The sequence below is a fragment of the Streptomyces sp. NPDC046465 genome, from assembly GCF_040646035.1.
Classification (GTDB): domain Bacteria; phylum Actinomycetota; class Actinomycetes; order Streptomycetales; family Streptomycetaceae; genus Streptomyces.
Genome location: NZ_JBEYZK010000005.1, coordinates 23266 through 45060 on the forward strand (window position 1 = coordinate 23266; position 21795 = coordinate 45060).

18 protein-coding genes are annotated in these 21795 nt (G+C 71.5%); 9 read left to right on the forward strand and 9 right to left on the reverse strand.

Annotated elements, in window-relative coordinates; all coding sequences use genetic code 11:
* The first annotated feature begins 161 nt into the window (after positions 1–161).
* Complete coding sequence (locus ABZ953_RS09425) at positions 162–1793, forward strand: extracellular solute-binding protein (protein ID WP_361719331.1); 1632 nt, start codon at positions 162–164, stop codon at positions 1791–1793.
* Positions 1794–1799: 6 nt separating this feature from the next.
* Here the strand turns inward: ABZ953_RS09425 and ABZ953_RS09430 are convergent, their stop codons facing one another.
* Positions 1800–3224 (reverse strand): amino acid permease, encoded by a 1425-nt coding sequence (locus ABZ953_RS09430; RefSeq protein WP_361719334.1) that lies wholly within the window; start codon positions 3222–3224, stop codon positions 1800–1802.
* Positions 3225–3355: 131 nt separating this feature from the next.
* On the reverse strand, positions 3356–4312 hold the full coding sequence (locus tag ABZ953_RS09435; RefSeq protein ID WP_361719336.1) for an Lrp/AsnC family transcriptional regulator: 957 nt from the start codon (positions 4310–4312) through the stop codon (positions 3356–3358).
* Between the two features lie 122 nt (positions 4313–4434).
* On the opposite strand from ABZ953_RS09435, the gene ABZ953_RS09440 reads away from it, so the two are divergent.
* Positions 4435–5985 carry an MFS transporter gene (locus ABZ953_RS09440; RefSeq protein ID WP_361719339.1) on the forward strand — a complete coding sequence of 517 codons (1551 nt, stop codon included), beginning with the start codon at positions 4435–4437 and terminating at the stop codon, positions 5983–5985.
* A 17-nt stretch (positions 5986–6002) separates the two neighbouring features.
* Here the strand turns inward: ABZ953_RS09440 and ABZ953_RS09445 are convergent, their stop codons facing one another.
* Positions 6003–6464 (reverse strand): universal stress protein, encoded by a 462-nt coding sequence (locus ABZ953_RS09445; RefSeq protein ID WP_361719342.1) that lies wholly within the window; start codon positions 6462–6464, stop codon positions 6003–6005.
* A gap of 109 nt (positions 6465–6573) precedes the next feature.
* On the opposite strand from ABZ953_RS09445, the gene lysX reads away from it, so the two are divergent.
* Positions 6574–9870 carry a bifunctional lysylphosphatidylglycerol synthetase/lysine--tRNA ligase LysX gene (lysX, locus tag ABZ953_RS09450; RefSeq protein ID WP_361719345.1) on the forward strand — a complete coding sequence of 1099 codons (3297 nt, stop codon included), beginning with the start codon at positions 6574–6576 and terminating at the stop codon, positions 9868–9870.
* A 70-nt stretch (positions 9871–9940) separates the two neighbouring features.
* Entirely contained in the window at positions 9941–10786 is an 846-nt protein-coding gene (locus ABZ953_RS09455) for a polysaccharide deacetylase family protein (protein WP_361719348.1), read from the forward strand.
* Between the two features lie 39 nt (positions 10787–10825).
* Here ABZ953_RS09455 and ABZ953_RS09460 read toward each other — a convergent pair whose 3' ends face one another.
* Positions 10826–11506, reverse strand: a complete 681-nt coding sequence (locus ABZ953_RS09460) for a class F sortase (RefSeq protein WP_361719351.1) — start codon at positions 11504–11506, stop codon at positions 10826–10828.
* 348 nt (positions 11507–11854) lie between these two features.
* Here ABZ953_RS09460 and ABZ953_RS09465 point away from each other — a divergent pair, with 348 nt between their 5' ends.
* On the forward strand, positions 11855–12349 hold the full coding sequence (locus ABZ953_RS09465) for a hypothetical protein (RefSeq protein WP_361720131.1): 495 nt from the start codon (positions 11855–11857) through the stop codon (positions 12347–12349).
* 128 nt (positions 12350–12477) lie between these two features.
* Here ABZ953_RS09465 and ABZ953_RS09470 read toward each other — a convergent pair whose 3' ends face one another.
* From ABZ953_RS09470 to ABZ953_RS09480, 3 genes are all read right to left on the reverse strand, one after another.
* Positions 12478–13044 (reverse strand): hypothetical protein, encoded by a 567-nt coding sequence (locus ABZ953_RS09470; protein ID WP_361719354.1) that lies wholly within the window; start codon positions 13042–13044, stop codon positions 12478–12480.
* Positions 13045–13312: 268 nt separating this feature from the next.
* Positions 13313–14617 (reverse strand): alpha/beta hydrolase-fold protein, encoded by a 1305-nt coding sequence (locus tag ABZ953_RS09475; protein ID WP_361719357.1) that lies wholly within the window; start codon positions 14615–14617, stop codon positions 13313–13315.
* Between the two features lie 212 nt (positions 14618–14829).
* Positions 14830–15042 (reverse strand): hypothetical protein, encoded by a 213-nt coding sequence (locus ABZ953_RS09480; RefSeq protein WP_361719360.1) that lies wholly within the window; start codon positions 15040–15042, stop codon positions 14830–14832.
* Positions 15043–15178: 136 nt separating this feature from the next.
* Between ABZ953_RS09480 and ABZ953_RS09485 the strand changes: the two genes are divergently transcribed.
* Positions 15179–15997, forward strand: a complete 819-nt coding sequence (locus ABZ953_RS09485; protein ID WP_361719363.1) for a polyprenol monophosphomannose synthase — start codon at positions 15179–15181, stop codon at positions 15995–15997.
* A 30-nt stretch (positions 15998–16027) separates the two neighbouring features.
* On the opposite strand, the gene ABZ953_RS09490 is transcribed toward ABZ953_RS09485, so the two are convergent.
* Positions 16028–16792 carry a hypothetical protein gene (locus tag ABZ953_RS09490; RefSeq protein WP_361719366.1) on the reverse strand — a complete coding sequence of 255 codons (765 nt, stop codon included), beginning with the start codon at positions 16790–16792 and terminating at the stop codon, positions 16028–16030.
* Positions 16793–16807: 15 nt separating this feature from the next.
* The gene (locus ABZ953_RS09495; protein WP_361719369.1) at positions 16808–17401 is read right to left on the reverse strand and encodes a hypothetical protein; all 594 of its coding nucleotides are present in this window, start codon (positions 17399–17401) and stop codon (positions 16808–16810) included.
* Positions 17402–17636: 235 nt separating this feature from the next.
* On the opposite strand from ABZ953_RS09495, the gene ABZ953_RS09500 reads away from it, so the two are divergent.
* From ABZ953_RS09500 to ABZ953_RS09510, 3 genes are all read left to right on the forward strand, one after another.
* Positions 17637–18617: an SCO0930 family lipoprotein gene (locus ABZ953_RS09500; RefSeq protein ID WP_361719372.1), complete on the forward strand. Its 981-nt coding sequence runs from the start codon at positions 17637–17639 to the stop codon at positions 18615–18617.
* A gap of 212 nt (positions 18618–18829) precedes the next feature.
* Positions 18830–19642 carry an SAM-dependent methyltransferase gene (locus ABZ953_RS09505; protein WP_361719375.1) on the forward strand — a complete coding sequence of 271 codons (813 nt, stop codon included), beginning with the start codon at positions 18830–18832 and terminating at the stop codon, positions 19640–19642.
* On the forward strand, positions 19639–21774 hold the full coding sequence (locus tag ABZ953_RS09510; protein ID WP_361719378.1) for an EAL domain-containing protein: 2136 nt from the start codon (positions 19639–19641) through the stop codon (positions 21772–21774). The genes ABZ953_RS09505 and ABZ953_RS09510 overlap by 4 nt, the downstream gene beginning before the upstream one ends.
* The last annotated feature ends 21 nt before the right edge of the window (positions 21775–21795 follow it).

The following is a 21795-nucleotide window of genomic DNA, read 5'->3' on the forward strand; positions in this document are numbered from 1 at the left end:
TCGCCGCGTTGCCGAAAAGCCCTAGTAGCTCCGCTACGAGGACTTCCCGGCGCCTTGCGATCGCACGCACCAGACGCCGCCCGCTGATCCGACCGGGGATATGACACAGGCTCTGACCCGTCCCCACACGACCTCATCCGCGGAGAACTCGCATGCCTGGCATGAACCGACGCACCTTCCTGAGCCTGTCCACCGCCGTCGCCGCGGGCGCCGCCGCCACCTCCCTGACGGGCTGCGGCTCGTCGGCGAAGAAGACGGGCGAGGCGGCGTCGTCGAAGGTGAAGCTGCCCACGCACGTCCCCTTCGACAAGATCAAGCCCGACCTCGCGCCGAACGCCAAGGGCCTCTCGGCGGGCTTCCTCTCCTACCCCAAGGACCTGGTCCGCAGCGTCGCCAAGACCCCCGGCGACGGCTCGAAGATCACCGTGCTCACGGAGATCTGGACCCAGCCGCCCACCCCCAAGGACTCCAACGGCCACTGGAGCAGGCTCAACAAGGAACTCGGCGTCGACCTGACCGCCATCCTCGGCACCGACCCCGGCTACGAGGAGAAGTTCTCCGCGACCATCGCGGGCGGCGACCTGCCCGACCTGCTGTGGATACCGCCCAACCAGGGCATCCAGCACATCGCCGAGCTCCTGGAAGCCAAGTGCGCGGACATCACCCAGTACGTCTCGGGTGACGCCGTGAAGAAGTACCCGAACCTCGCCGCGATGACGCCCGCCCACTGGAAGACGGCGGTCGTCAACGGCAAGATCTGGGGCGCGCCCGTGCCCTACCCGGCGTTCGGCCAGGTCTACGCCGGCAATCCGAAGGTCTGGGAGAAGGCCGACGGCATCCAGGCGAGCAGCCCGGAGGAGTTCCTCGCCAAGTGCAAGGAGGTCACGGGCGGCAAGACCTGGGCGCTTGAGCCGATCTACGTCAACACGGCCAGCGTGCTCAGCCAGTGCTTCGGCGCGCCCAACAAGTGGCGGCAGAACAAGGACGGTTCGCTCACCTGGTTCCAGGAGACCGACGAGTACGAGGCGACCCTCGACTTCATCCTGAAGCTGAAGAAGGCGGGCGTCTTCTACCCGGGCAACCCCAAGATGGCCGACGCGTACATCAAGATGGCGCAGGGCACGATCGGCGCCACCGTCCACGCCAACCCCTTCAACGCGCGCAACGAGATCCGCGTCCAGGACCCCGGCCTCGCCGCCGAGATCATGATCCCGTTCGGCGCGGGCGGGCACCGGCCCAACCACCACTACCACCTGGGCACCATCGGCTACACCGCCATCAGGAAGGGCGACGAGAAGCGGGTGCGCATGCTGCTCCGCGTCCTCGACTACCTGGCCGCGCCGTTCGGCAGCAAGGAGCGCGAGTTCCTGGAGTACGGCACCGAGGGCGAGGACTTCACGTACGACAAGAACGGCTTCCCGGAGCGCACCAAGCAGGGCAAGCAGCAGGTCGAGGGGCTCTACAGCGGCCTTGCGACCGCGACGACCGCACCGTTCGCGCTCATCGCGTCGAGCTTCCCCGGCACGCGGCGCGTCCAGGACGTCAAGGACGTCTACGCCGCCGAGCAGAAGCTCCTGAAGACCGCCGTGCGCAATCCCACGGTCGGCCACTACTCGGACGCGTACACCCAGCACTACGGGCGCATGTCGACCGAGGCGACCGACCTGGTCAACGACATCGTCAGCGGCCGCAAGAAGCTCAGCGAGTGGAAGCCGTTCTGGGCCGAGTGGAAGAACAAGGGCCTTGAGCAGATGGCCCGCGAGTTCCAGAAGTCGATCGAGCGGAGCGCCTGACGGTCGTCAGGCCCCCGGCGCCCGGTCCGTCTTCGCCAGCTCCGACCTGCGGTACGAGTACCCGAAGTACACGACGAGACCGAGCAGGAACCACACCGCGAACCGCACCCAGGTCTGCCACTGCAAGAACGTGATCAGCCAGATCGAGAAGACCACCCCGAGCGCCGGCACCACCGGCATCCCCGGGCAGCGGAAGGTGCGCGGCAGCTCCGGCTGCTTGTAGCGCAACACGATCACCGCGATACACACGACCACGAAGGCCAACAGGATCCCGATGTTGGTCAGTTCGGCCGCCTCGCCGATCGGCAGGAAACCGGCGATGGCGGCCGACGCGACCCCGACGATCCACGTCACACGTGTCGGCACGTGCCGCGTCGGGTGTGTCTTGGCGAACCACTTGGGCAGGAGGCCGTCCCGGCTCATCGAGAACCACACACGTGTGGCGCCGAGCATGAACGTGAACATCACGGTGAGGATGCCGATGATCGCGCCCACCGCGATGACGTCCGCGAGCCCGCCGAGGCCCACCGACTTGAAGGCCGTGGCGAAGCCGCTCTCCGGGTCGACGTCCTTGTAGCTCTGCATGCCCGTCAGGACCAGGCAGGCGAGCACGTAGAGGACCATCGAGATGGCGAGGGAGTAGAGGATCGCCTTCGGCATGTGCCGCTGGGCGTCCTTGGACTCCTCGGCCGCCGTGGACATGGCGTCGTAGCCGAACACGGCGAAGAAGACGGTGGCCGCGCCCGTGAACGCGCCGCTGACCCCGTAGGGGAAGAACGGATCGTAGTTGCCGGTCTCGATGTGGAAGAACCCGACCGCGATGACGACGATCACCACGATCACCTTCAGCACGACCACGATCATCTCGAAGCGCGCGGCGTTCTTGATGCCGAGGGTGAGCAGATACGCGATGAAGAGGCACAGCACCGCGGCGAACAGGTCGACCTTGTGCCCGTCGCCGGTGCCCGGCGCGCCCATCATCCAGTTCGGCAGCTCGGCCCCCAGCTCCTCGACCAGGAAGCCGAAGTAGCCGGAGATGCCGATCGCGACGACCGCGACGATCGCGGTGTACTCGAGGAGCAGGTCCCAGCCGATGAACCAGCCGGTCAGCTCGCCGAGCACCACATAGCCGTAGGTGTACGCCGAGCCCGCCTTCGGGATCATGCCCGCGAACTCGGCGTACGAGAAGGCGGCGGCGGCGCTCGCCACGCCCGCGATCAGGAAGGAGATCAGTACCGCGGGCCCCGCGGTGCCGTTGGCGACGGCGCCGGCCAGGCTGAAGATGCCCGCACCGATGATGCCGCCGACACCGATCGCCGTGAGCTGCCAGAGCCCGAGCGACTTGGCGAGACCGCCGCCCGCCTCCGTCTCCTCGATGTGCTCGATGGGCTTGCGGCGCAGTACGCCCTGTCCCATCCGGAGTCCCGACATGAGCTCCACCTCTTCGCAGACGGCGTCGGCTGATGGCGGATCATGATGGCCCAGCTCGGGCCGGTACGGAAGACGCCACACCCCGGGCGCCCGGGGGTTCTTGCGGCGGGCCGTCGTTCAAAGACAGGCTCTCAGGGCAGTGCGGGGGCCAGCCGCTTGACCTCGCGCAGGGTGGGGGAGGTCTCGATGCTCTGGATGCCGGGCAGCGGGCCGATGCTCCGGTCGATGTAGTCGTACAACTCGACGGGCGTGCGGAAGACCCCGCTGGCCACGAGGTTCGAGGTGCCGGTGACGGCGGCGGCGAACGCCGTCGAGGGGTGCGCGGCGAGGCTCTCGCCGACGGTGCGCAGATGGGCGGGGGAGACCTTCAGCCAGAGCTGGGTGGTCATGTGGTAGCCGAGGAGCTGGGGGTCGAAGTCGACGCCGAAGCTCAAGGCGCCCTCGGCGCGCAGCCGTTCGAGGTGGCGCTGCACGCTGGACGGTGAGCGCCCGGTGGCCTTGCCGAGGTCGGGCAGGGTGGCGCGGCCGTCGCGGGCCAGCTCGGCGAAGAGGGCGCGGTCGGTGGCGTCCAGGGACAGGGGTGGCGCGTCCGGGGTGCCGGAATCCACCGCCGCCGACTCCGGGGTGCGGAACCGGGTCGCGTGCCAGGTGCTCGTGGTGCCCATGAAGATCCGCAGCATGCAGTGCGCGCTCACGGAGAGCACCTTGGGCGTACGGGGCAGCTTCTGCAGCAGCAGGGCGTTGCGCTCGTCGGCGCTGCGGGTGTTCACGGCGCAGGTGATCTCGGTGCCGCCGGAGGCGAGGGTGACCCAGCTGGTGTCGGGGCGGCGGGCCAGTGCCTCGGCGATCGTGCTCGCCGCGTCCGGGGTGCAGTGCAGCCGCAGCAGCCAGCGGACGAGGCCGAGGCGCACGGGGTTGGGGTGCCCCACGATGCGCAGGCCGAGGCCTCGCAGCCGCTGGTAGCGCCGGGCCAGGGTGCGCTCGGAGACGTCGAACCGCCGGGCGAGACGGCTGAGGGGAGCCCGGCCGTCGTGCTGCAGGGCTTCGAGCAGCCGGTGGTCGAACTCTGCCAGAGCGCTGGAATCCACCGCGTCGCCTCTCCTCGGTGCCGGAATCCTCCACAACGCAGCGTACGGCTTGGACGGTGACCGGCGGCGCCTCGAAAGTGACCGGGTCCTGCTCCTTCCCCTGCTCTCCGGGAGTCCGTGTCATGCGTATCTGGGGGCCGCTGGCCGCCGTCTGTCTGGGCAGTTTCATGCTGCTCATCGACGTCACCATCGTTCTTGTGGCGCTGCCGTCCATGTCGGAGTCGCTGGGCTCCTCGCTGTCACAACTGCAGTGGGTCGCCGACGGCTACGCACTCGCGGTGGCCGCCGCGCTGCTCGGCGCCGGGATGCTCGCCGACCTGCACGGGCGGCGCCGCGTGTACGTGGTCGGCCTCGTCGTCTTCGCCCTCGCCTCGGTGGCGTGCGCGCTCGCCCCCGGCATGGCCTGGCTGATCGCCGCCCGCCTTGTCCAGGGCCTGGGCGCGGCGGCGATGTTCGCCACCACGCTGTCCCTCATCAGCACCCTATACTCGGGCCGCCGCCTCGGCATGGCGTTCGGGGTGTGGGCGGCGGTGGCCTCCAGTGCGGCGGCGCTCGGGCCGGTCCTTGGCGGCCTGCTCACCGAGGCACTCGACTGGCGGTGGATCTTCTACGTCAACGTGCCCGTCACCGTGCTCGCGCTGGCGATGACGTACCGCTACATCCCCCGCTCGCCCCGCGTACGGGACGGGGCGCGCCGCCTGGACCTGCCCGGAGTGGTGCTCTTCGCCCTCACCGCGGGCGGCTTCGTCTACGCGCTGACCGAGTCGCACGCCCACGGCTGGACCTCGGCGACGACCCTGCTGCCGCTCGCGGGCGCGCTCGTGGCCCTCGTGGTCTTCCTGGCCGTGCAGCGGCGCGGGACGCATCCGCTGCTCGACCTCGCCCTGTTCCGCCGCCCGGCCTTCACCGCGGCGATGATCACGATCGCGGTGGGGGAGGGCGCGGTGTACGGAATCCTGCCGTACACCTCGATGTGGCTGCAGTCCGTCCAGGGGCTCTCGCCCGTCGGCGCGGGGCTCGTCATCCTTCCGCACGCGGCGGCCGCCGCACTCGTGGCGGTGGTGAGCGGCAGGTGGATGCCCAGGCCCTCGCCGCGCGTGGGCGCCACCCTCGGCCTGACCCTGGCCGGTCTGGGCGTGGCCTCCGAGGGCTTCCTCGGCGCCGACTCCGGGTGGCCCGTCCTGGTCGGCGGCCTGGCCCTGAGCGGCCTCGGCATGGGGCTCGTCTTCCAGGTCGCCGCCTCGCTCGCGCTCGGCTCGGTGCCGCCCGAACGCGCCGGGATGGCGAGCGGCACGTACAGCACCTTCGAGCAACTCGGTTACGCCTTCGGGGTCGCCGCCTTCGGCACCCTTGCCGTCTCCACCATGACCCGCTCCCTGGACGACGAGGTCACCGATCCGCACGGAGCGGCCCAGAGCCTGTCCGGCGGCGGGGCCGACACGCTGGCCGGGGCCGTCCCCGCGGGGCAGCGGGCGTCGTTCGAGCACACGCTGCACGCCGTGTTCGCCACCGGCCACAACACGCTGGCGCTCACCGCGGGGGCCGTGGCGCTGGCGGGCGCCGGGTGCGTGCTCTGGCTGACGCGGCCCTCCACCGGGCGCCGGCCGGAGGTGCCGGGTCAGCCCGCCCCGGCGGACGCGGGGGAGGCCGCCACGTCAGCAGCCACTGGCTAGCGCGGCTCGTCGGCCGGTCACGGCACCACGGTGACCGGCCACCGGCCCGCCTTCACCAGCCGCACGGCGACCGAGCCGACGATGCGGTGGCCCGCCTGCTCGGACGCGCCGACGATCACGGCGTCGGCCTTGAGGTCGTCGGCGGCGGTGACCAGACCGGTGTAGGGGTCACCGCGGAACGTGTGGAACTCCCACCGGACGTCGAATATCCCCCTCACCCGCTCGGTCGCGGACCGGATCTCCGCGATCAGCCCCTCGGCGATCTCGTCGGTGGTCTCGGCGACCGGGGCGCCGAACGCCGCGCCCGCCGCGAGCACCGGCTGGATGTACACGACGGCGAGCAGGGCCCGCTGCCGCCGGGCCAGGCCCCCGGCGTAGGCCGCCGCCCGCAAGGAGGAATCGGAGCCGTCGACTCCGACGACGATCACCTTGGGCCCGTCGGTGCCACGTTCGAACTGCTGGGACTGATCTTCACTCACGCCGAGAGGTTAGCGGAGGCAGTCATACCGCATGTGCTCCGGGCGTCCGTGACCGCGGCACGCCCCGCTCGACGCGCGCGGCGGCCCAGCTCTTCCTACAGTCGTGACCATGACGGTCAGTACGGAGGAGCCCGAGGCCGGCGAGCGGACGCGCACCCGGCACGGCTTCCTCGGCCGCGTCCCGGAAGGGTTCGCCGCCTTCTTCGGCACCCTCGGCGTCTTCTGCGCGGTCCTCGCGGTGATCGCCCCGCTGCGCCGCCTCCTCATGCCGGTCATCCGCGCCCTCGACCTCGTCACGGTCCCGGTCAGCCCGAACCTCGCGTACGCCGTCTTCCTCTTCCTGCTCGCCGCCGCGACCGCCGCCCGCAAGAAGGTCGCGTGGTGGCTCGTCATCAGCTACCTGGGCCTGCTCCTCGCCTTCGACGTGCTCGGCGCCGCCCTCGGCTTCTGGGCCGAGTCGCTGCCCTCCTTCGTCGTCTGCGGCATCGCCTTCGTGCTGCTGATCCTCGCCCGCAAGGAGTTCTCCGCGGACTCCCGGCGCGCCGCCCTCCGGCGGGCCCTCGCGGTCCTGGTGGCGGGCCTCGGCGCCGCGATCCTGCTCGGCTGGGGCCTGGTGGAGCTGTTCCCGGGCACGCTGGTGCGCGAGGAGCGGCTGCTGTGGGCCGCGAACCGCGTCTGTGGCGGACTGATCCACGGCCACGACTACTTCGACGGCGCACCGCCCCGCGGCCTCTACTTCTGGCTCGGCCTGTTCGGCGCCCTCGCCCTGCTGAACGCGGCCGCCACCCTCTTCCGCTCCCAGCGCATGGAAGCCGCCCTGCACGGCGACGAGGAACCCCGGATCCGCGCACTCCTCGGCGCCTACGGAGCGCAGGACTCGCTCGGTTACTTCGCCACCCGGCGCGACAAGGCCGTCGTCTTCTCGCCCAGCGGCAAGGCCGCCGTCACCTACCGCGTCGAGACCGGCGTCTGCCTGGCCAGCGGCGATCCCGTGGGCGACCGCGAGGCCTGGCCGCACGCGATCGGCGCCTGGCTGGCCGTGGCCCGGCAGTACGCCTGGCAGCCCGCCGTCATGGGCGCGTCCGAGGACGGCGCGACCGCCTACGCCCGCGCCGGGCTCGGCGCGCTGCAACTCGGCGACGAGGCGATCCTCCAGGTCGCCGACTTCGACCTGGACGGCCGCGACATGCGCGTCACCCGGCAGGCCGTGAACCGGGTCCGCCGCACCGGAGCCACCGCCCGGGTCCGCCGCCACTCCACCCTCACCGACGAGGAGATGGAGGAGATCATCGACCGGGCCGACGCCTGGCGCGACACCGAGACCGAGCGCGGCTTCTCGATGGCGCTCGACCGGCTCGGCGACCCCGAGGACGGCGGCTGCCTCCTGGTCGAGGCCCTGGGCGAGGACGGCAAGCTCCTCGCGCTGCTCTCGCTCGTCCCCTGGGGCAGGGACGGCGTCTCCCTGGACCTGATGCGCCGCGACCGCAGCGCGCCCAACGGCGTCATGGAGTTCATGGTCGCCGAGCTCTGCGCCGCGGCGCCCCGCTTCGGGGTGCGCCGCATCTCCCTGAACTTCGCGGTGTTCCGCTCGGTTTTCGAGGAGGGCGGCCGCATCGGCGCGGGACCTGTACTGCGGCTGTGGCGCAAGCTGCTCCTGTTCTTCTCCAAGTGGTGGCAGCTCGAAGCCCTCTACCGCTCCAACGCCAAGTACCACCCCGAGTGGTACCCGCGCTTCATCTGCTACGGCGACAGCGGCGCCCTCGCCCGCATCAGCCTGGCGTCGGGCATCGCCGAGGGCTTCGTCTCCGTACCGTCCCTGCGCAAGCTGTGGGGCAAGGGCCACAAGCCCCGCGGCGTCAGCCAGCCCACGACCACCGAGGGCCTGCCGTCGATCGCGGCGCTCGGCCTCGCGGGCCGGGACGAAGCCGCCGCCGACCCCATGTCGAAGCTGCCGGAACAGATCCGCGTCCGCCACCACAAGCTCGACCGGCTGCGCGCCGAGGGCATCGACCCCTACCCGGTCGGCCTGCCCCCGCGCACCCACGAGCTGGCCGCCGTCACCCGGGACACGACGGGGCTGCGGGTCACCGTCGCGGGCCGCGTCATGCTCCTGCGCGACTTCGGCGGCATCGTCTTCGCCGTACTGCGCGACTGGTCGGGCGACCTGCAGCTCGCCCTCTCCCGCGACGCCTCGGGCCCCGTCGTCCTGGACCGCTTCACCGCGGGCACCGACATCGGCGACCACATCACCGCCACCGGCACGGTCGGCACCAGCGACCGCGGCGAACTCACCGTCTTCGTCACCGACTGGCGGCTCACCGGCAAGTGCCTGCGCCCGCTGCCCGACAAGCGCCGCGGCCTGACCGACCCCGAGGCCAAGGTCCGCCGCCGCTACCTCGACCTGGTCGCGAGCCCCGGCGCACGCGATGTGGTGCGGGCCCGCTCCACCGCCGTACAGGCCCTGCGTCAGGGGCTCCTCGACCGCGGCTACCTCGAGGTCGAGACGCCGATGCTCCAGCAGATCCACGGCGGCGCCAACGCCCGGCCCTTCACCACCCACATCAACGCCTACGACCTCGACCTCTACCTGCGCATCGCCCCCGAGCTGTACCTCAAGCGGCTCTGCGTCGGCGGCATGGAGAAGGTCTTCGAGATGGGCCGCACCTTCCGCAACGAAGGCGTCTCCTACAAGCACAACCCCGAGTTCACGATGCTGGAGGCCTACCAGGCCTTCGCCGACTACGACGTCATGCTCGACCTCACCCGCGAACTCATCCAAAGCGCCGCGACCGCCGCGTTCGGCTCCCCCGTCGCCCGCAAGGCCGACGCCGGGGGCAGGCTCGTCGAGCACGACATCTCCGGGCCCTGGCCGGTCAAGACCGTGTACGGCGCGATCTCCGAGGCGCTCGGCGAAGAGCTGGCCGCGGACACCCCGTTGGGGGCCCTGCACCGGCACTGCGACCGGGCCGCCGTCCCGTACACCGCGGACGACGGCCGCGGCGACGTCGTCCTGGAGATGTACGAACGGCTCGTCGAGGAGAAGACGACGCTGCCCACCTTCTACAAGGACTTCCCGACCGACGTCTCCCCGCTCACCCGGCAGCACCGCACCGACCCGCGGCTCGCCGAGCGCTGGGACCTCGTCGCCTTCGGCACCGAACTGGGCACCGCCTACAGCGAGTTGACCGACCCCGTGGAGCAGCGTCGGCGGCTCACCGCGCAGTCGCTGCTCGCCGCCGGGGGAGACCCCGAGGCCATGGAGCTCGACGAGGACTTCCTCGACGCCCTGGAGTACGCGATGCCGCCCACCGGCGGCCTCGGCATCGGCGTCGACCGGCTCGTCATGTTCCTCACCGGCCTCACCATCCGGGAGACGCTGCCCTTCCCCCTCGTCCGCCGCGTCTGATCGGGTGCTTTCGGCGGCCGCCCCGGTGTTGGTGTTCCGCGCGGGCCTTCGGCCATGCGACGGATTGGTCATGAAAGATGATCAGCTGACGCCGGGGCGCCGGGTCCTGCTCCGTGCCGCCGCGGTTCTCGGCCTGGGCGCGGCCTCGGGATGCGCGGACACGGGCCGGTCCGACGCCCCGCGGCCCACCGCCTCCGCGGGCACGCCCGCCGGGGGCCCGCAGGCCGCTCGGGCCCACAGGCCCTCCGCGTACCGTCTGCAGCCCATGGCGGGATACGGGCCCCCGCGCGCCGCACGGGCCCTGCCCCGGGTGCGCAAGGCGCCCATCCTGCGCATGCCGGGGCGCGACCGGTCGATGGTGCTGACCTTCGACGACGGGCCCGACCCGCGCTACACGCCGCGCATCCTGCGGACGCTGCGCAAGCACGACGTCCGCGCGGTGTTCTTCGTCTGCGGAGAGATGGCCGTCGACAACAAGGACCTGCTGCGCGAGATGGCCGACGACGGGCATCTGATCGGCAACCACACCTGGAGCCATCCGCTGCTGACCCGCCTCGGCCGGGCGCCGATGCGCGAGGAGATCGAGCGCACCTGCGACGTCATCGAGGACGCGACCGGCGAGTACCCCGCCTGGTTCCGGGCCCCCTACGGCGCGTGGAACCGCAACGCCTTCCAACTGGGAGCCGCGTTCGGCATGGAGCCGCTGGCCTGGACCGTCGACACCCTCGACTGGACCGAACCCGGCGCGCGGACCATCGAGCGGCGCGTGCGCGCGGGCGCGGGGCCGGGCGTCGTGGTGCTCTCGCACGACGCGGGGGGCGACCGCTCGGCCAGCGTCGAGGCGCTGCGAAGCTACCTTCCTGAACTCCTCGACTCCGGCTACCGCATCACTCTGCCGAGCCACTACCTGACGTGACCGCTCACCCGGCTGGTTCCCGTGCCCGAGTCGTGGCTCTCAGCGCACGGCGACCAGTCGGGCGAAGACGACGACGTTGCCGTCGTACCCGGCCTTCTTCGAAAAGCCGCCGCCGCATGTGATGACGCGCAATTCCGGAGTTCCGCTGTTCCCGTAGACCCGCTCGCCCGGGAATTTCGCCTTGTCGAAGACCTCGATTCCGTAGATCTTGAAAATGGCCGTCTTCTTGTCCTTGCGCCTGACCTCGACTTGATTGCCCTTCTTCAGCGATCCCAGGCCGTAGAAGACGGCGGGGCCCTGCTGATTGTCCACGTGGCCGACGACCACGGCGGTGCCCTCCTCGCCGGGGGAGACGGCGCCGGTGAACCAGCCCGCGAGGTTCGGGTCGTCGGCCGGCGGGGCGTCGACCCAGCCCTCGTCGTCCAGTCCCACCTGCATGACCGGCGCGTCCACCTGGATTCCCTTGATGCGCACACGCTCGGCCGGCGAGAACGTCAGGGGGGTCGGGGCGCCGGGCAACGCGTCGGGCGTGGAGTCCGCGGCCGCGGCGGACGCGGGCTGCGGCGGGCCCACGTCGAATTCCCCGGAACCATTGCGGATCAGCGCGAGGCCGGTCAGCAGGACAAGCGCCATCACACCCCAGGGGGCGCGCTTCTTCGGCTTTTCGTCCTCCTGGACGTCCTGGAACTCGAAATCGTCGGCCGGATGGGACGAAGGCATTCTCTATCCCCTCTCAACGCGGCGTACGAGCCGCGTCCGTTGCGCGTACCAGCACGCTAAGCGCGGGGCGCGCGGCATGCGAAAGGGCGGGAGCGAACGGGTGGCACGAGGGGCGGGGTGCGCCATCCGAGTCGCCCCGGGCAGGAAATTTCTGACGGTCCGTGACCTGCGGCGATGTCGGGTTGCGCGGACCTGTCCCGGCGTGTCGTCTCACCAGGACGGCCGAGCGCCGAAATGCGGCCCTGCGCATGACATCTGAGGGTCAGTCTGGGAGGCGCTCTCGCCGATGGACCGGGGACGGTATCCCCGGGGCGTCTTCCGCGGAGGATTGCCATGCGTACATCCCGTATGCGGACCACTCGCTCCCTAGCGGTCGCCGTCGCGACCGTCGGGGTCGTCGGGCTCGCCGCCCCGGCCGCGTCCGCCTGGGCCGACCCGACCAACATCGTGGCGATGCCCAGCGTGATCCCGCGAGGGGGCCACCTGACGGTCACCGTCGACGGATCGTCCTGCCAGTCTTCCGGCAGCAAGATCACGTCGCCCGCCTTCCCGGACACGGAGCTGCGCGGCATTCCGGGCGGCAGCGCGGTGAGCGCCACAGCGATCGTCCACGAGCACGCCCGCCCCGGCGCGTACGACATCACGGCCCACTGCGGGGGCAAGACCCTGACCCGCCCGGCCGCGTTCACCGTCATCCACGGCGGTGTCCGCGGTGGTCTGGGCGGCAGCACGCACTCCGGGGCCACCGGCACGGACATGGCGATCGGCGGTGCGCTGGTCGCCGCCGCGCTGGTCGGCGGCGGGGTCTTCTGGATGCGTCGCCGGTCCGAGAACCGGGTCTAGAAGTCCTGCCGGGCCGGCGCGACCCCCTTCCGCTCCGCGCCCGGCGTGCCCGTTCCGCACCACGGGTGGCAGCGCTTCGTCCCTGGGACCTGGAGACGTCCCGGGGGCGAAGTGCTGCCGGGCGTGGGTCAGGAGTGGTCCCCGCCGGTGCGGCGGCGCACCTTGTAGTACGCGGTGCCGATGGTGCCCAGGATCAGGGCGCCGCCGAGGGCGATCTCGTGCGCGTCGAACCCGCCGAAGCTGCCGCCGGTGCCGGCCTTGACGCCCTTGTGCACGCCGTGGTCCGGGCGGTGGGTGTTGTGGTCGGGGTGGTGGCTGTTGTTGTCGGGGCGGCCGGTGGCGATGGTGAGGTCGGTCTTGTCGCTGCCGGGGTTGCTGCCGTTGCAGGTGAACGTCACCTCGTACATCGCGCCCGGTTTGGCGTCCCAGAACACCTGGGCGGTGGCGGACTGCTGCCCCTTGGGGATGGTGGTGTCGTCGAAGACGCCGGAGGTGACCTTCGTTTCGCCGTCGCAGCCGTCGACGTTCAGGGTGATCTGGCCGCCCGCGGCGATCGTCGTGGGAGTGATGCTGAAACCGAACGCGGTCACGTTCTCCTCGTCGAGGACGGCCGCGGCCGCGGCCGCGGCCGGGACCGACACGGCAAGCGCGGAAGCGGTGAGCAGAGCGGCCGAAGCGACGCGTATCGCGCGCATGATGTTCCTCCGGGTCCTCCGAGGAGCAGCTGCGGACTCTTCTTCCGCTGACGCCTGAAATGCACCTCGATGACCGAAACGCTAGGTACGGACCCAGGGTGCCGCGATCCGTGTCGCGCGAACGGGGCAATCGTGTGGGCCGGTCGGGCGAACGCGGCGGCGTGGCGGTCCGGGTGGCGGCCGGGGGTGTGGCAGGGCGCGGGGGTGTCCGCGCGAAGTCGTGACGGCGGGAGCCGTCAGGGCGTCAGGGCGTCAAGGCGTCGGGGTGTCACGGCGTCAGGCCGATGTGCGACGCCAGCCACGGAAGCTGCTTCTCCAGGCCGGGGCGCCACACCTGCCAGCTGTGCCCGCCCGGCAGCTGGACGAGCTCGGCCGTCATCCCGGCCTTCTTCGCCGCTCCGTACACCGTGCGGGCCTGCGGGCGGTACGTCGAGTCATCGGTCCCCGCGACGAACGCCCCTGCCGTGTCGGGAAACTTCTTCCGCGCCAGCACGTCCACCGGGTTGACCTTCTCGAACGCCGCCTCGTCCCCGCCGAACGCCGCGTCCACGGTCTTCTCGCGGCTCCCGAGCGTCGGCTCGTCCTGGCCGGAGATGTCCAGGAAGGTGCCGTAGCGCTGCGGCGCGTTGACCGCCATCTGTAGGGCGCATGTGCCGCCGTTGGAGAGGCCGGAGACCGACCAGTGCGCCCGGTCCGTGGCCGTCTGGAGATGGCCGGCGGCCCAGTCGGGGACGTCCTCGGCGAGATACGTCTGCACCTTGCCGAGCCTGGAGTCCATGCACAGCGGATTGTCGAAGGAGGAGCCCAGCGGGTCGACCACCAGGACGACCGGCGCGAGACCGGCGTGCCGGGCGGCGAAGCCGTCCATCATGTCCGGCAGCTGACCCGAGGTGATCCAGTCCTGCGGGGCGCCCGGCTGACCGGCCATCAGGACGAGCACGGGCAGCGGCGGCCGTGGCGAGGCCCGGTAGGCCGGGGGCAGGTAGACGTAGGCGTCGCGGGCCTTGAACCCGGACCTCGTGCCCGGGATCGAGGCGGTCGACACGGTGCCCTTGGCGGGCAGCCCGGCCGGCGCCTTCCACACCTGGGACAGCGCCTTGCCCTTGGGCACGTCGAGGGTCGGCTCCTTCTTGCCGGTGGCGTCCTTGAGGCTGACGGTGTCCTGGGGGCCGAGCATGGTCCGCAGGGTCGGGTAGTTGTCGTAGTGGATGTTCACCTCGGAGAGCCCGAGCACGACGACGAGGAGCCCCGACAGCAGGGCGCCCGCGCGGCCGCGCCACCGCAGGGTCGGCAGCCGGAAGAGGGCGAGGCACACCCCGAGGAGGGTGACGCCGATCCACCCCACCACGTCATCGGGGAGCTTGTCGGGGAAGGGTTGCCACCAGTCGTCGACGGTGACCTTGACCAGGAGGGTCAGGAGCGCGGCTGTGACCACGGCGAGCGGGAGCAGCCGGGTCCACCAGCGGCGGTCGCGGGAGAAGAGCAGGGCGGCGAGGGCCAGGCAGCCGAGGACTCGCACGGCGAGCGGGAAAGCCCCGTCGACCAGTGACCACTCCAGCGGCCCGGTGGCCATCGGCACCCGCTCCACGCGCGTCCCCGTTCCGTTCGGTTCCGTGTGACACGGCCCCTGTGACCCGGCCCCAGTGACACGGCCCCTGTGACACGGCCCGAAAAAAACCATAACAAGGGGGACGAGTCTGGCAAATCGGGCGAAACTGTTCACGGGGCGGGAGCCCGCCCGGCCCGTCACCCGTCACCCGTCCCCCGTCGAGGGGTGCGGTGCCCTCAGGCGTCCGTCCACGCGTGCGCTGTGCCGCGCCACTCGACGAGGTGCGGATCGTCGAGCGCGATGTCGGCCGCACCGATGCCCGCACGCCGCAGCAGCTCCGTCAGCTCCCCGTCGCTGTGGGCGACGCCGACGTCCTGCCCGCGCACGGTGACCCGCCGTCCGCCGTCGGCGGCGGGCGGGTGGACGACGATCGGTGTCTGCCAGGGCATGGCACCAGGGTGCGCCGTACGGCAGCGCGGCGCAGCGCGGTTCACGGTCAAGGCGGGATCGGGGCGGGCTCCGGCCGGAAACCGTCGCACCCTGGCCGTACTGTGGTGCCGACCGCACGGCGAACCACACGGGGGAATGATCGTGGAACAGGCGTCCCGGGCTGCCGACGCGGCCTCCCCGAAGATCGTGGTGGTCGTCCCCACGTACGACGAACGGGAGAACCTGCCCCTCCTCGTCGCGCTGCTGGCCGATGTGGACCTGGCGAACCTGCACGTCCTCGTCGTCGACGACAATTCTCCCGACGGTACGGGCGCCGTCGCGGACGAGCTCGCGGAGGCGTCCGCCGGGCGAGTCACCGTCCTGCACCGCACCGAGAAGGACGGCCTCGGCTGTGCCTACGTCGCCGGGATGACGCGCGCCCTCGCCGACGGCGCGGACGTGGTGGTGCAGATGGACGCCGACCTCTCGCACCCCGCGCAGGCGCTGCCGCTGATGGTGCGCACGCTTCTCGGCGACGTCCCCGACGGCACCGCCGACGACAACGACGCCGACGACAACGCCGACGGCGTGGCGGTCGTCCTCGGCTCGCGCTATGTGGCGGGCGGTGCGCTCGCCACCGAGTGGGCCTGGCACCGCAAGGCGCTCTCCGCCTGGGCGAACTTCTACGTCAACGCGGTCCTGCGGCTCGGCGTCAAGGACGCCACGGCCGGTTTCAAGGCCTGGCGGGGAGCCGCGCTGCGGGCGATCGACCTGCCGTCGGTGCGGAGCAACGGCTACTCGTTCCAGGTGGAGATGAACTACCGCGCGATCCGCCGCGGCCTGCGCATCGTCGAGGTGCCGATCACCTTCGAGGAGCGCGTCAACGGCGAGTCGAAGCTCAGCCTGCGGGTGCAGGCCGAGTCGGCGATCACGCCGTGGAGGCTGCGGTTCGGCCGCCGGGGCGGGGGGAGCTGACGGGCTCCCCGCGCCGCGGGAAGGGCCGGGTCAGCCCCCCAGTCCGGGGAACAGCGCGCGGAAGGGTTCCGCCGTCGCGGCGATGCCGCGGCTGTAGGGCGCGTCGAAGTCCCAGATGAGGAAGAGCAGAAAGGCGAACAGGGCGGAGAAGATGCCCGCGAGGACCAGTTCGCGCACGGTGCGGCGGATCTGCAGGGCGAAGATCATGCCAATGGTGATGAGCCCTCCGATGATGAGGCCGAACCAGACCACGCCGGGCATGGTCGCCCCCGTACTGTCCGCGCGGGCGCTGCGCGCGTCGTCCGCGGCAGCCACCGCGTCGACCAGCGGCTGATAGGCCTGCGCCTCGAAGTCCGACTTCGGCTGGTAGTCGGTCACGTCGTGCCGCACGCGGGCCAGCAACTCCGCTCCGCGATCGGTGAGTTCGCCCTTCTCCTTCATCGAGTCCCACTCGGTGGTGACGACGTGGGTGGCATAGGTGCGGACGTCGGCGCGGATCCGGTCCCGGACGTCGTTCGGGTAGACCCGCGCCCGCTCGGAGACCTCGTGCAGCGCCTGGGCCTCGAGCCGCACGTGTTCCTGGGCGGTGCCCCGCGCCTCCCAGACGCCCGCGATGGCCAGGCCGAGGACGATGGCGTACACGACGCCGATCATCATCGTCATGTACTCGATGACGTCGGGGGTCTCGGACGCGTCGTAGTCCGCGCCGGTCCTGCGGTGCCGCAGCAGCGTCACGATGAGTACGACACCGCATGCCGCGACCATCGCGAGGGTGAGAACAAGCCATTCCGACATGAAGACCTCCGGCGGTCAGCGCGGGCGGAGCGCGGCGACGGCGAGCACCGCGGGCGCTGTGATGAGCAGGGTGAGCGAGACGAGGGACGGGCCGCCGCGCGGCTGCTGCCGGTGCGGCCGGGCGTGGTACGCCGGGTAGGTGACGGACGGGGTGGGCCGGGGGGTGACGGAAGGTTTCGGCTTCTTCGGTTTCGGCGGTTCGGGGGCCGGCGCGGGCGGCGGTGGTGGGGGCGGCGCGGGCCGGACGGGCGGCGCGGGCGCGGGCGGCGGCTCCGGGGCGGGCGGCTCCGGAGCGGGCGGCGGCGGTGGCGGCGGTGGCGGTGGAGGCGGCGGCGGTGGTGGGGGAGCCGAGGGCGGGGGCGTCGGTTTCGGCGGCTTCGGTTTCGGAGGCTTGGGATGGTGCGTGGGTCCGGCGTGGCAGTCGCCGTCGCCCGCGACGGCCACCGCGCCACCGCCCGAAGTGCCGCCGTCCTGACTGATCGAGGCGTACGCGCAGTCGTCGGCGGAGGCCGCGCCGACGGCTGACGAGGCGCCGAGCAGCAGGGCAAGCGCGATGAACGCCCACACGCGTATGGCCCAGGGTGACAAGGCCCGTGAAGTTCCGTGCACGACGGGGAGCATGGGCAGTGAACTCGCCTGCCACGCCGGAGAGGCGCAGGAATGACCCGAAGGAGGGAGCTGTCCGGTCGGGGGTTCGACGCCGCGCGGTCACCTGCCGGCCGCGTCCGCTCCGGCAAAAAAACTTGCGGCGCGGTTGAACGCGGCGGCCGCTCCCGCCCGTACCTAGGGCCATGTGTGACGCGATCGGGCGCCACAACACCTCTGCGGACAGTGGGAGTCAAGGATGCGGCATCATAGTGGGGTTTCCCCCCGGGCCTGGCGGAGCGCCTCGCTCGTAGCGACGGCTGCGGCCCTGCTGGCGCTGACGGCGGCGTGCGGCCAGGAGAAGGGTGACCAGTCCCCGAACGGGCAGAACGTGGGCAACCAGGCGCCCGCGAAGGACGGCGACTACGGCTCGGACGACGGTTACGGATCGGATTCCGATGCCGCGGACAAGGGCGCCGGGGCCAAGGCGAAGCCCGCGGGCCAGCTCGCGGTGTGGGACAGCAAGAAGCTCGGCAAGGTCGTCACCGACAGCGCGGGCTTCACCCTCTACCGGTTCGACAAGGACACCGCCCAGCCGCCCAAGTCCAACTGCGACGCCGCCTGCCTGAAGACCTGGCCCACCGTCGTCGCCGACGGCGCCAAGGCCGCGCCGGGCGTCGACGAGTCCCTGCTCGGCGAGGTCACCGCAGCCGACGGCACCAAGCAGCTGACCATCGACGGCTGGCCGATGTACCGGTACGCGCAGGACGCCGATCCCGGCGACGCCAAGGGGCAGGGTGTGGGCGGCACTTGGTACGCCGCGGCCCCCGACGGCAAGAAGGCGGCGCCCGCGGCGGCCGACCCGGCCCCCGTCGACCGGGCGGGACTGTCCACCCGCAAGGATGCCAAGCTCGGCGAGATCGTCGTCGACAAGAACGGCATGACCGTCTACCGCTTCACGAAGGACTCGGCCTGGCCGATGAAGTCGGCGTGCACCGGCGCCTGCCTCGACAAGTGGCCGGTCGTGGCGCCGGTGGCCAAGAACGACACTCGAGGAATCCTCGAGAAGGGCTTCATCGTCTTCAACCGGCCGGATGGCGCGAAGCAGCAGACGATCGACTGCTGGCCGCTGTATACCTTCGCCGGGGACAAGAAGCCCGGCGACACCAACGGCCAGGGCGTGGGCGGTACTTGGTATGCCGCGAGCCCGCAGGGGAAGCCGGTGGGTGCCGCGAAGTAGTCCGCGGGGCGTACGGACAGACCGGCCCGTCTCCTCCCATATCACAGGGAGGGGGCGGGCCGGTGCCTGGTGTGCGACAAGGCACTTGCCAAAGGCAGTGACCGAGAACGGACGACCAATTTCCGTTTTGACTCGCTCCCTTGGCGGACGATCAGTAGCCTCACCCTCGAACACCGGATCGCCTGCGCCACCCCCTACGCCTTGGAGTCTTGATGGAGCGTCCCGCCTGGGCCCCGCTCGGCATCGACATCTCGATGCCCAGCGTGTCCCGCATCTACGACTATTACCTGGGCGGCTCGCACAACTTCGAGGTGGACCGGGAGGCGGCCCGCCGGGCGATGGACTCCATGCCGGGACTGCCGAAGATCATGCAGGCGAACCGGGCCTTCATGCGGCGTGCGGTGCGGCACGCCGTCGCGCAGGGCGTCACGCAGTTCCTCGACATCGGCTCCGGCATCCCGACGTTCGGCAACGTCCACGAGGTGGCGCGGCAGGCCAGCCCCGACGCCCGCGTCGTCTACGTGGACCACGACCCGGTCGCCGTGGCGCACAGCCAGGCCGTGCTCGAAGGCACCGAAGGGACCTCGGCCGTCACCGGGGACCTGCGCAAGCCCCGGGACATTCTGGGCAGTTCGGAGGTCGCCGACGTCCTCGACCTGGACCGCCCGGTCGCCGTTCTCCTCGTCGCCGTACTGCACTTCGTCGAGGACGCGTACGATCCTTACGCGGCGGTTGCCGAACTGCGGGACGCAACCGCGTCCGGCAGCCTCGTGATCGTCAGCCACGCCTCGTACGAAGGGATCCCGGTTCCCCCCGAGCAGGCCGGCCGGACGGTCGGTGTATACAAGGACATCCGCAATCCACTGATCATGCGCTCGCGCGACCAGGTCGCGCGGTTCTTCGAGGGATACGACATGGTGGAACCCGGTCTGGTGCCGATGCCGCACTGGCGGCCCGACACCGCGCCCGAGGAGGAGGATCCCTACTCCTTCTCGGGATTCGCCGGCGTGGGACGGAAGCGTTGAGCGGCGAGCAGGACGGACCCGAGGGAAGAATCCGCCGGTTCGCCACCATCTGGAGCCGCGCGATCTTTCCCGTGACGGCGACCTCGCTGACCCGTCCCGAGTTCGAGCAGCAACTGGTGCCGCTCGCGCGGCGGTTGAGCGGTGCGTTGCAGGCACGTATCTTCGACGCGGCGGAGAGCCAGGCCGTCGGCGCCGCGCTCATCGGCACGCACTGCACGGACCCCGAGGCGCTCAGCCGCACGCTCGACTGCGTCGACGCCTACCTCGTCCTTTACTGCGGCGGCGACGGCCCCCAGGAAGAGCTGCGCGCCCGCTCCGCACGCATCCAGCACGCGATGGCCGCAGGCTTCGCCCAGGCCCTGCGGGAGCGCACCCTCGCCGAGCAGGAGGCGATCTCCCGGGCCGCGCTGAGCGCGCGCAGCGCCGTCGCCGAGGCCCTGCACGCCAGCGAGGCGCGGTTCCGCGCCGTCTTCCACGGCGCCGCGATCGGCATCGGGATCGCGGCCCTCGACGGCACGGTCCTTGAAGTCAACGACGCGCTGATCCGCATGTTCGGCGGCCTGGAACACCAGCTGCGCGGGCGCAACGTGGGGGAGTGGACGCACCCCGACGACTCGCCCCACGTCTGGAAGCTCTACGAGGAACTCGTACGCGGCGACCGTGAGCACTACCGCGTCGAGAAGGCCTTCTACCGCCCCGACGGCACGGTCCTGTGGACCAACCTGACCGTCTCCCTGCTGCGCGACGCGGACGGCCAGCCGCAGTACCAGCTCGCGCTGATGGAGGACACCACCGAGCGACGGCTGCTCAACCTCCGCCTGCGGTACGAGGCCACGCACGACGCGCTCACCGGGCTGCCCAACCGCACCCTGTTCTTCGAGCGCCTGGACAAGGCCCTCGCGGCGGGCACCACCGCCCGGTTCGGCCTCTGCTACCTCGACCTCGACGGCTTCAAGACCGTCAACGACAGCCTCGGACACGCGGCGGGCGACCGGCTCCTCGTCGAGGTCGCCGACCGGCTGCAGTCCTGCGCGACCGCCCCCGGCGAGATGGTGGCCCGGCTCGGCGGCGACGAGTTCGTGGCGCTCACCACAGGCCCCGACACCGAGACGGAGGTGGACGAGCTCGCGGGCCGCATCATGAACGCGCTCGCCACCCCGATCCGCGTCGACGGACGCGAGCTGACCGTGCGCGGCAGCATCGGCATCGTGGAGGGCCCGGCGGGCGAGCGCGGCGCCGCGGAGGTCCTGCGCAGCGCCGACATCACGATGTACCGCGCCAAGTCCGCGGGCGGCAACCGCTACGAGCTGGCCGACCCCGAGGCCGACGCCCGCGCCATCACCCGGCACGGGCTGACCACCGCGCTGCCCGCCGCCCTGGAGCGCGGCGAGTTCTTCATCGAGTACCAGCCGCTGGTGCACCTCGGCGACGGCAGCGTGCGCGGCGCCGAGGCGCTGGTGCGCTGGCTGCACCCGCAGCACGGTGTCATCGGCCCGGACCGCTTCATTCCGCTCGCCGAGCACACCGGCCTGATCGTGCCGCTCGGCCGCTGGGTCCTCGAGGAGTCCGTACGCCAGGCCCGCCTGTGGGAGGCCCGGCACACCGACGCCGGACCGCTGCGCGTCAACGTCAACCTCTCGCCCATGCAGCTCACCCACCCCGGCCTCGTCTCCGACACGGTCGACATCCTGGAGCGCGAGGGCCTGGAGCCCGGCGCGCTCTGCCTGGAGGTCACCGAGTCCGCGCTGATAGGCGCCGACGACGATCTGCTCAAGCCGCTGCGCAGGCTCGCCGAGATGGGCGTCGACATCGCGCTCGACGACTTCGGCACGGGCTACTCGAACCTCGCCAATCTGCGTCGCCTGCCGGTGAGCGTGCTCAAGCTGGACCGCTCGTTCACCCAGGGCATGCAGCACTTCCCCGCGGACCCGGTCGACCTGAAGATCGTCGAGGGGATCGTCGCGCTCGCCCACAGCCTCGACCTCGCGGTCACCGTCGAGGGCGTCGAGACGGGCGCGCAGGCGGACCAGCTGCGGGAGCTCGGCTGCGACACGGCGCAGGGCTGGTACTACGCGCGGCCCGGCCCGCCGGACCAGCTGCACGAGCTGGCCCTCGCGGACGCGATCAGCTGACGGCGCGTGGCCCCGAGGGGC

What these genes read in the sequence shown, in the direction of transcription:
- ABZ953_RS09425 (WP_361719331.1), top strand. Translation starts at nt 162, where the DNA reads ATGAACCGACGCACCTTCCTGAGCCTGTCCACCGCCGTCGCCGCGGGC.
- ABZ953_RS09430 (WP_361719334.1), bottom strand. Translation starts at nt 3,224, where the DNA reads ATGTCGGGACTCCGGATGGGACAGGGCGTACTGCGCCGCAAGCCCATC.
- ABZ953_RS09440 (WP_361719339.1), top strand. Translation starts at nt 4,435, where the DNA reads ATGCGTATCTGGGGGCCGCTGGCCGCCGTCTGTCTGGGCAGTTTCATG.
- lysX (WP_361719345.1), top strand. Translation starts at nt 6,574, where the DNA reads ATGACGGTCAGTACGGAGGAGCCCGAGGCCGGCGAGCGGACGCGCACC.
- ABZ953_RS09455 (WP_361719348.1), top strand. Translation starts at nt 9,941, where the DNA reads ATGAAAGATGATCAGCTGACGCCGGGGCGCCGGGTCCTGCTCCGTGCC.
- ABZ953_RS09460 (WP_361719351.1), bottom strand. Translation starts at nt 11,506, where the DNA reads ATGCCTTCGTCCCATCCGGCCGACGATTTCGAGTTCCAGGACGTCCAG.
- ABZ953_RS09465 (WP_361720131.1), top strand. Translation starts at nt 11,855, where the DNA reads ATGCGGACCACTCGCTCCCTAGCGGTCGCCGTCGCGACCGTCGGGGTC.
- ABZ953_RS09470 (WP_361719354.1), bottom strand. Translation starts at nt 13,044, where the DNA reads ATGCGCGCGATACGCGTCGCTTCGGCCGCTCTGCTCACCGCTTCCGCG.
- ABZ953_RS09475 (WP_361719357.1), bottom strand. Translation starts at nt 14,617, where the DNA reads ATGGCCACCGGGCCGCTGGAGTGGTCACTGGTCGACGGGGCTTTCCCG.
- ABZ953_RS09480 (WP_361719360.1), bottom strand. Translation starts at nt 15,042, where the DNA reads ATGCCCTGGCAGACACCGATCGTCGTCCACCCGCCCGCCGCCGACGGC.
- ABZ953_RS09485 (WP_361719363.1), top strand. Translation starts at nt 15,179, where the DNA reads ATGATCGTGGAACAGGCGTCCCGGGCTGCCGACGCGGCCTCCCCGAAG.
- ABZ953_RS09490 (WP_361719366.1), bottom strand. Translation starts at nt 16,792, where the DNA reads ATGTCGGAATGGCTTGTTCTCACCCTCGCGATGGTCGCGGCATGCGGT.
- ABZ953_RS09500 (WP_361719372.1), top strand. Translation starts at nt 17,637, where the DNA reads ATGCGGCATCATAGTGGGGTTTCCCCCCGGGCCTGGCGGAGCGCCTCG.
- ABZ953_RS09505 (WP_361719375.1), top strand. Translation starts at nt 18,830, where the DNA reads ATGGAGCGTCCCGCCTGGGCCCCGCTCGGCATCGACATCTCGATGCCC.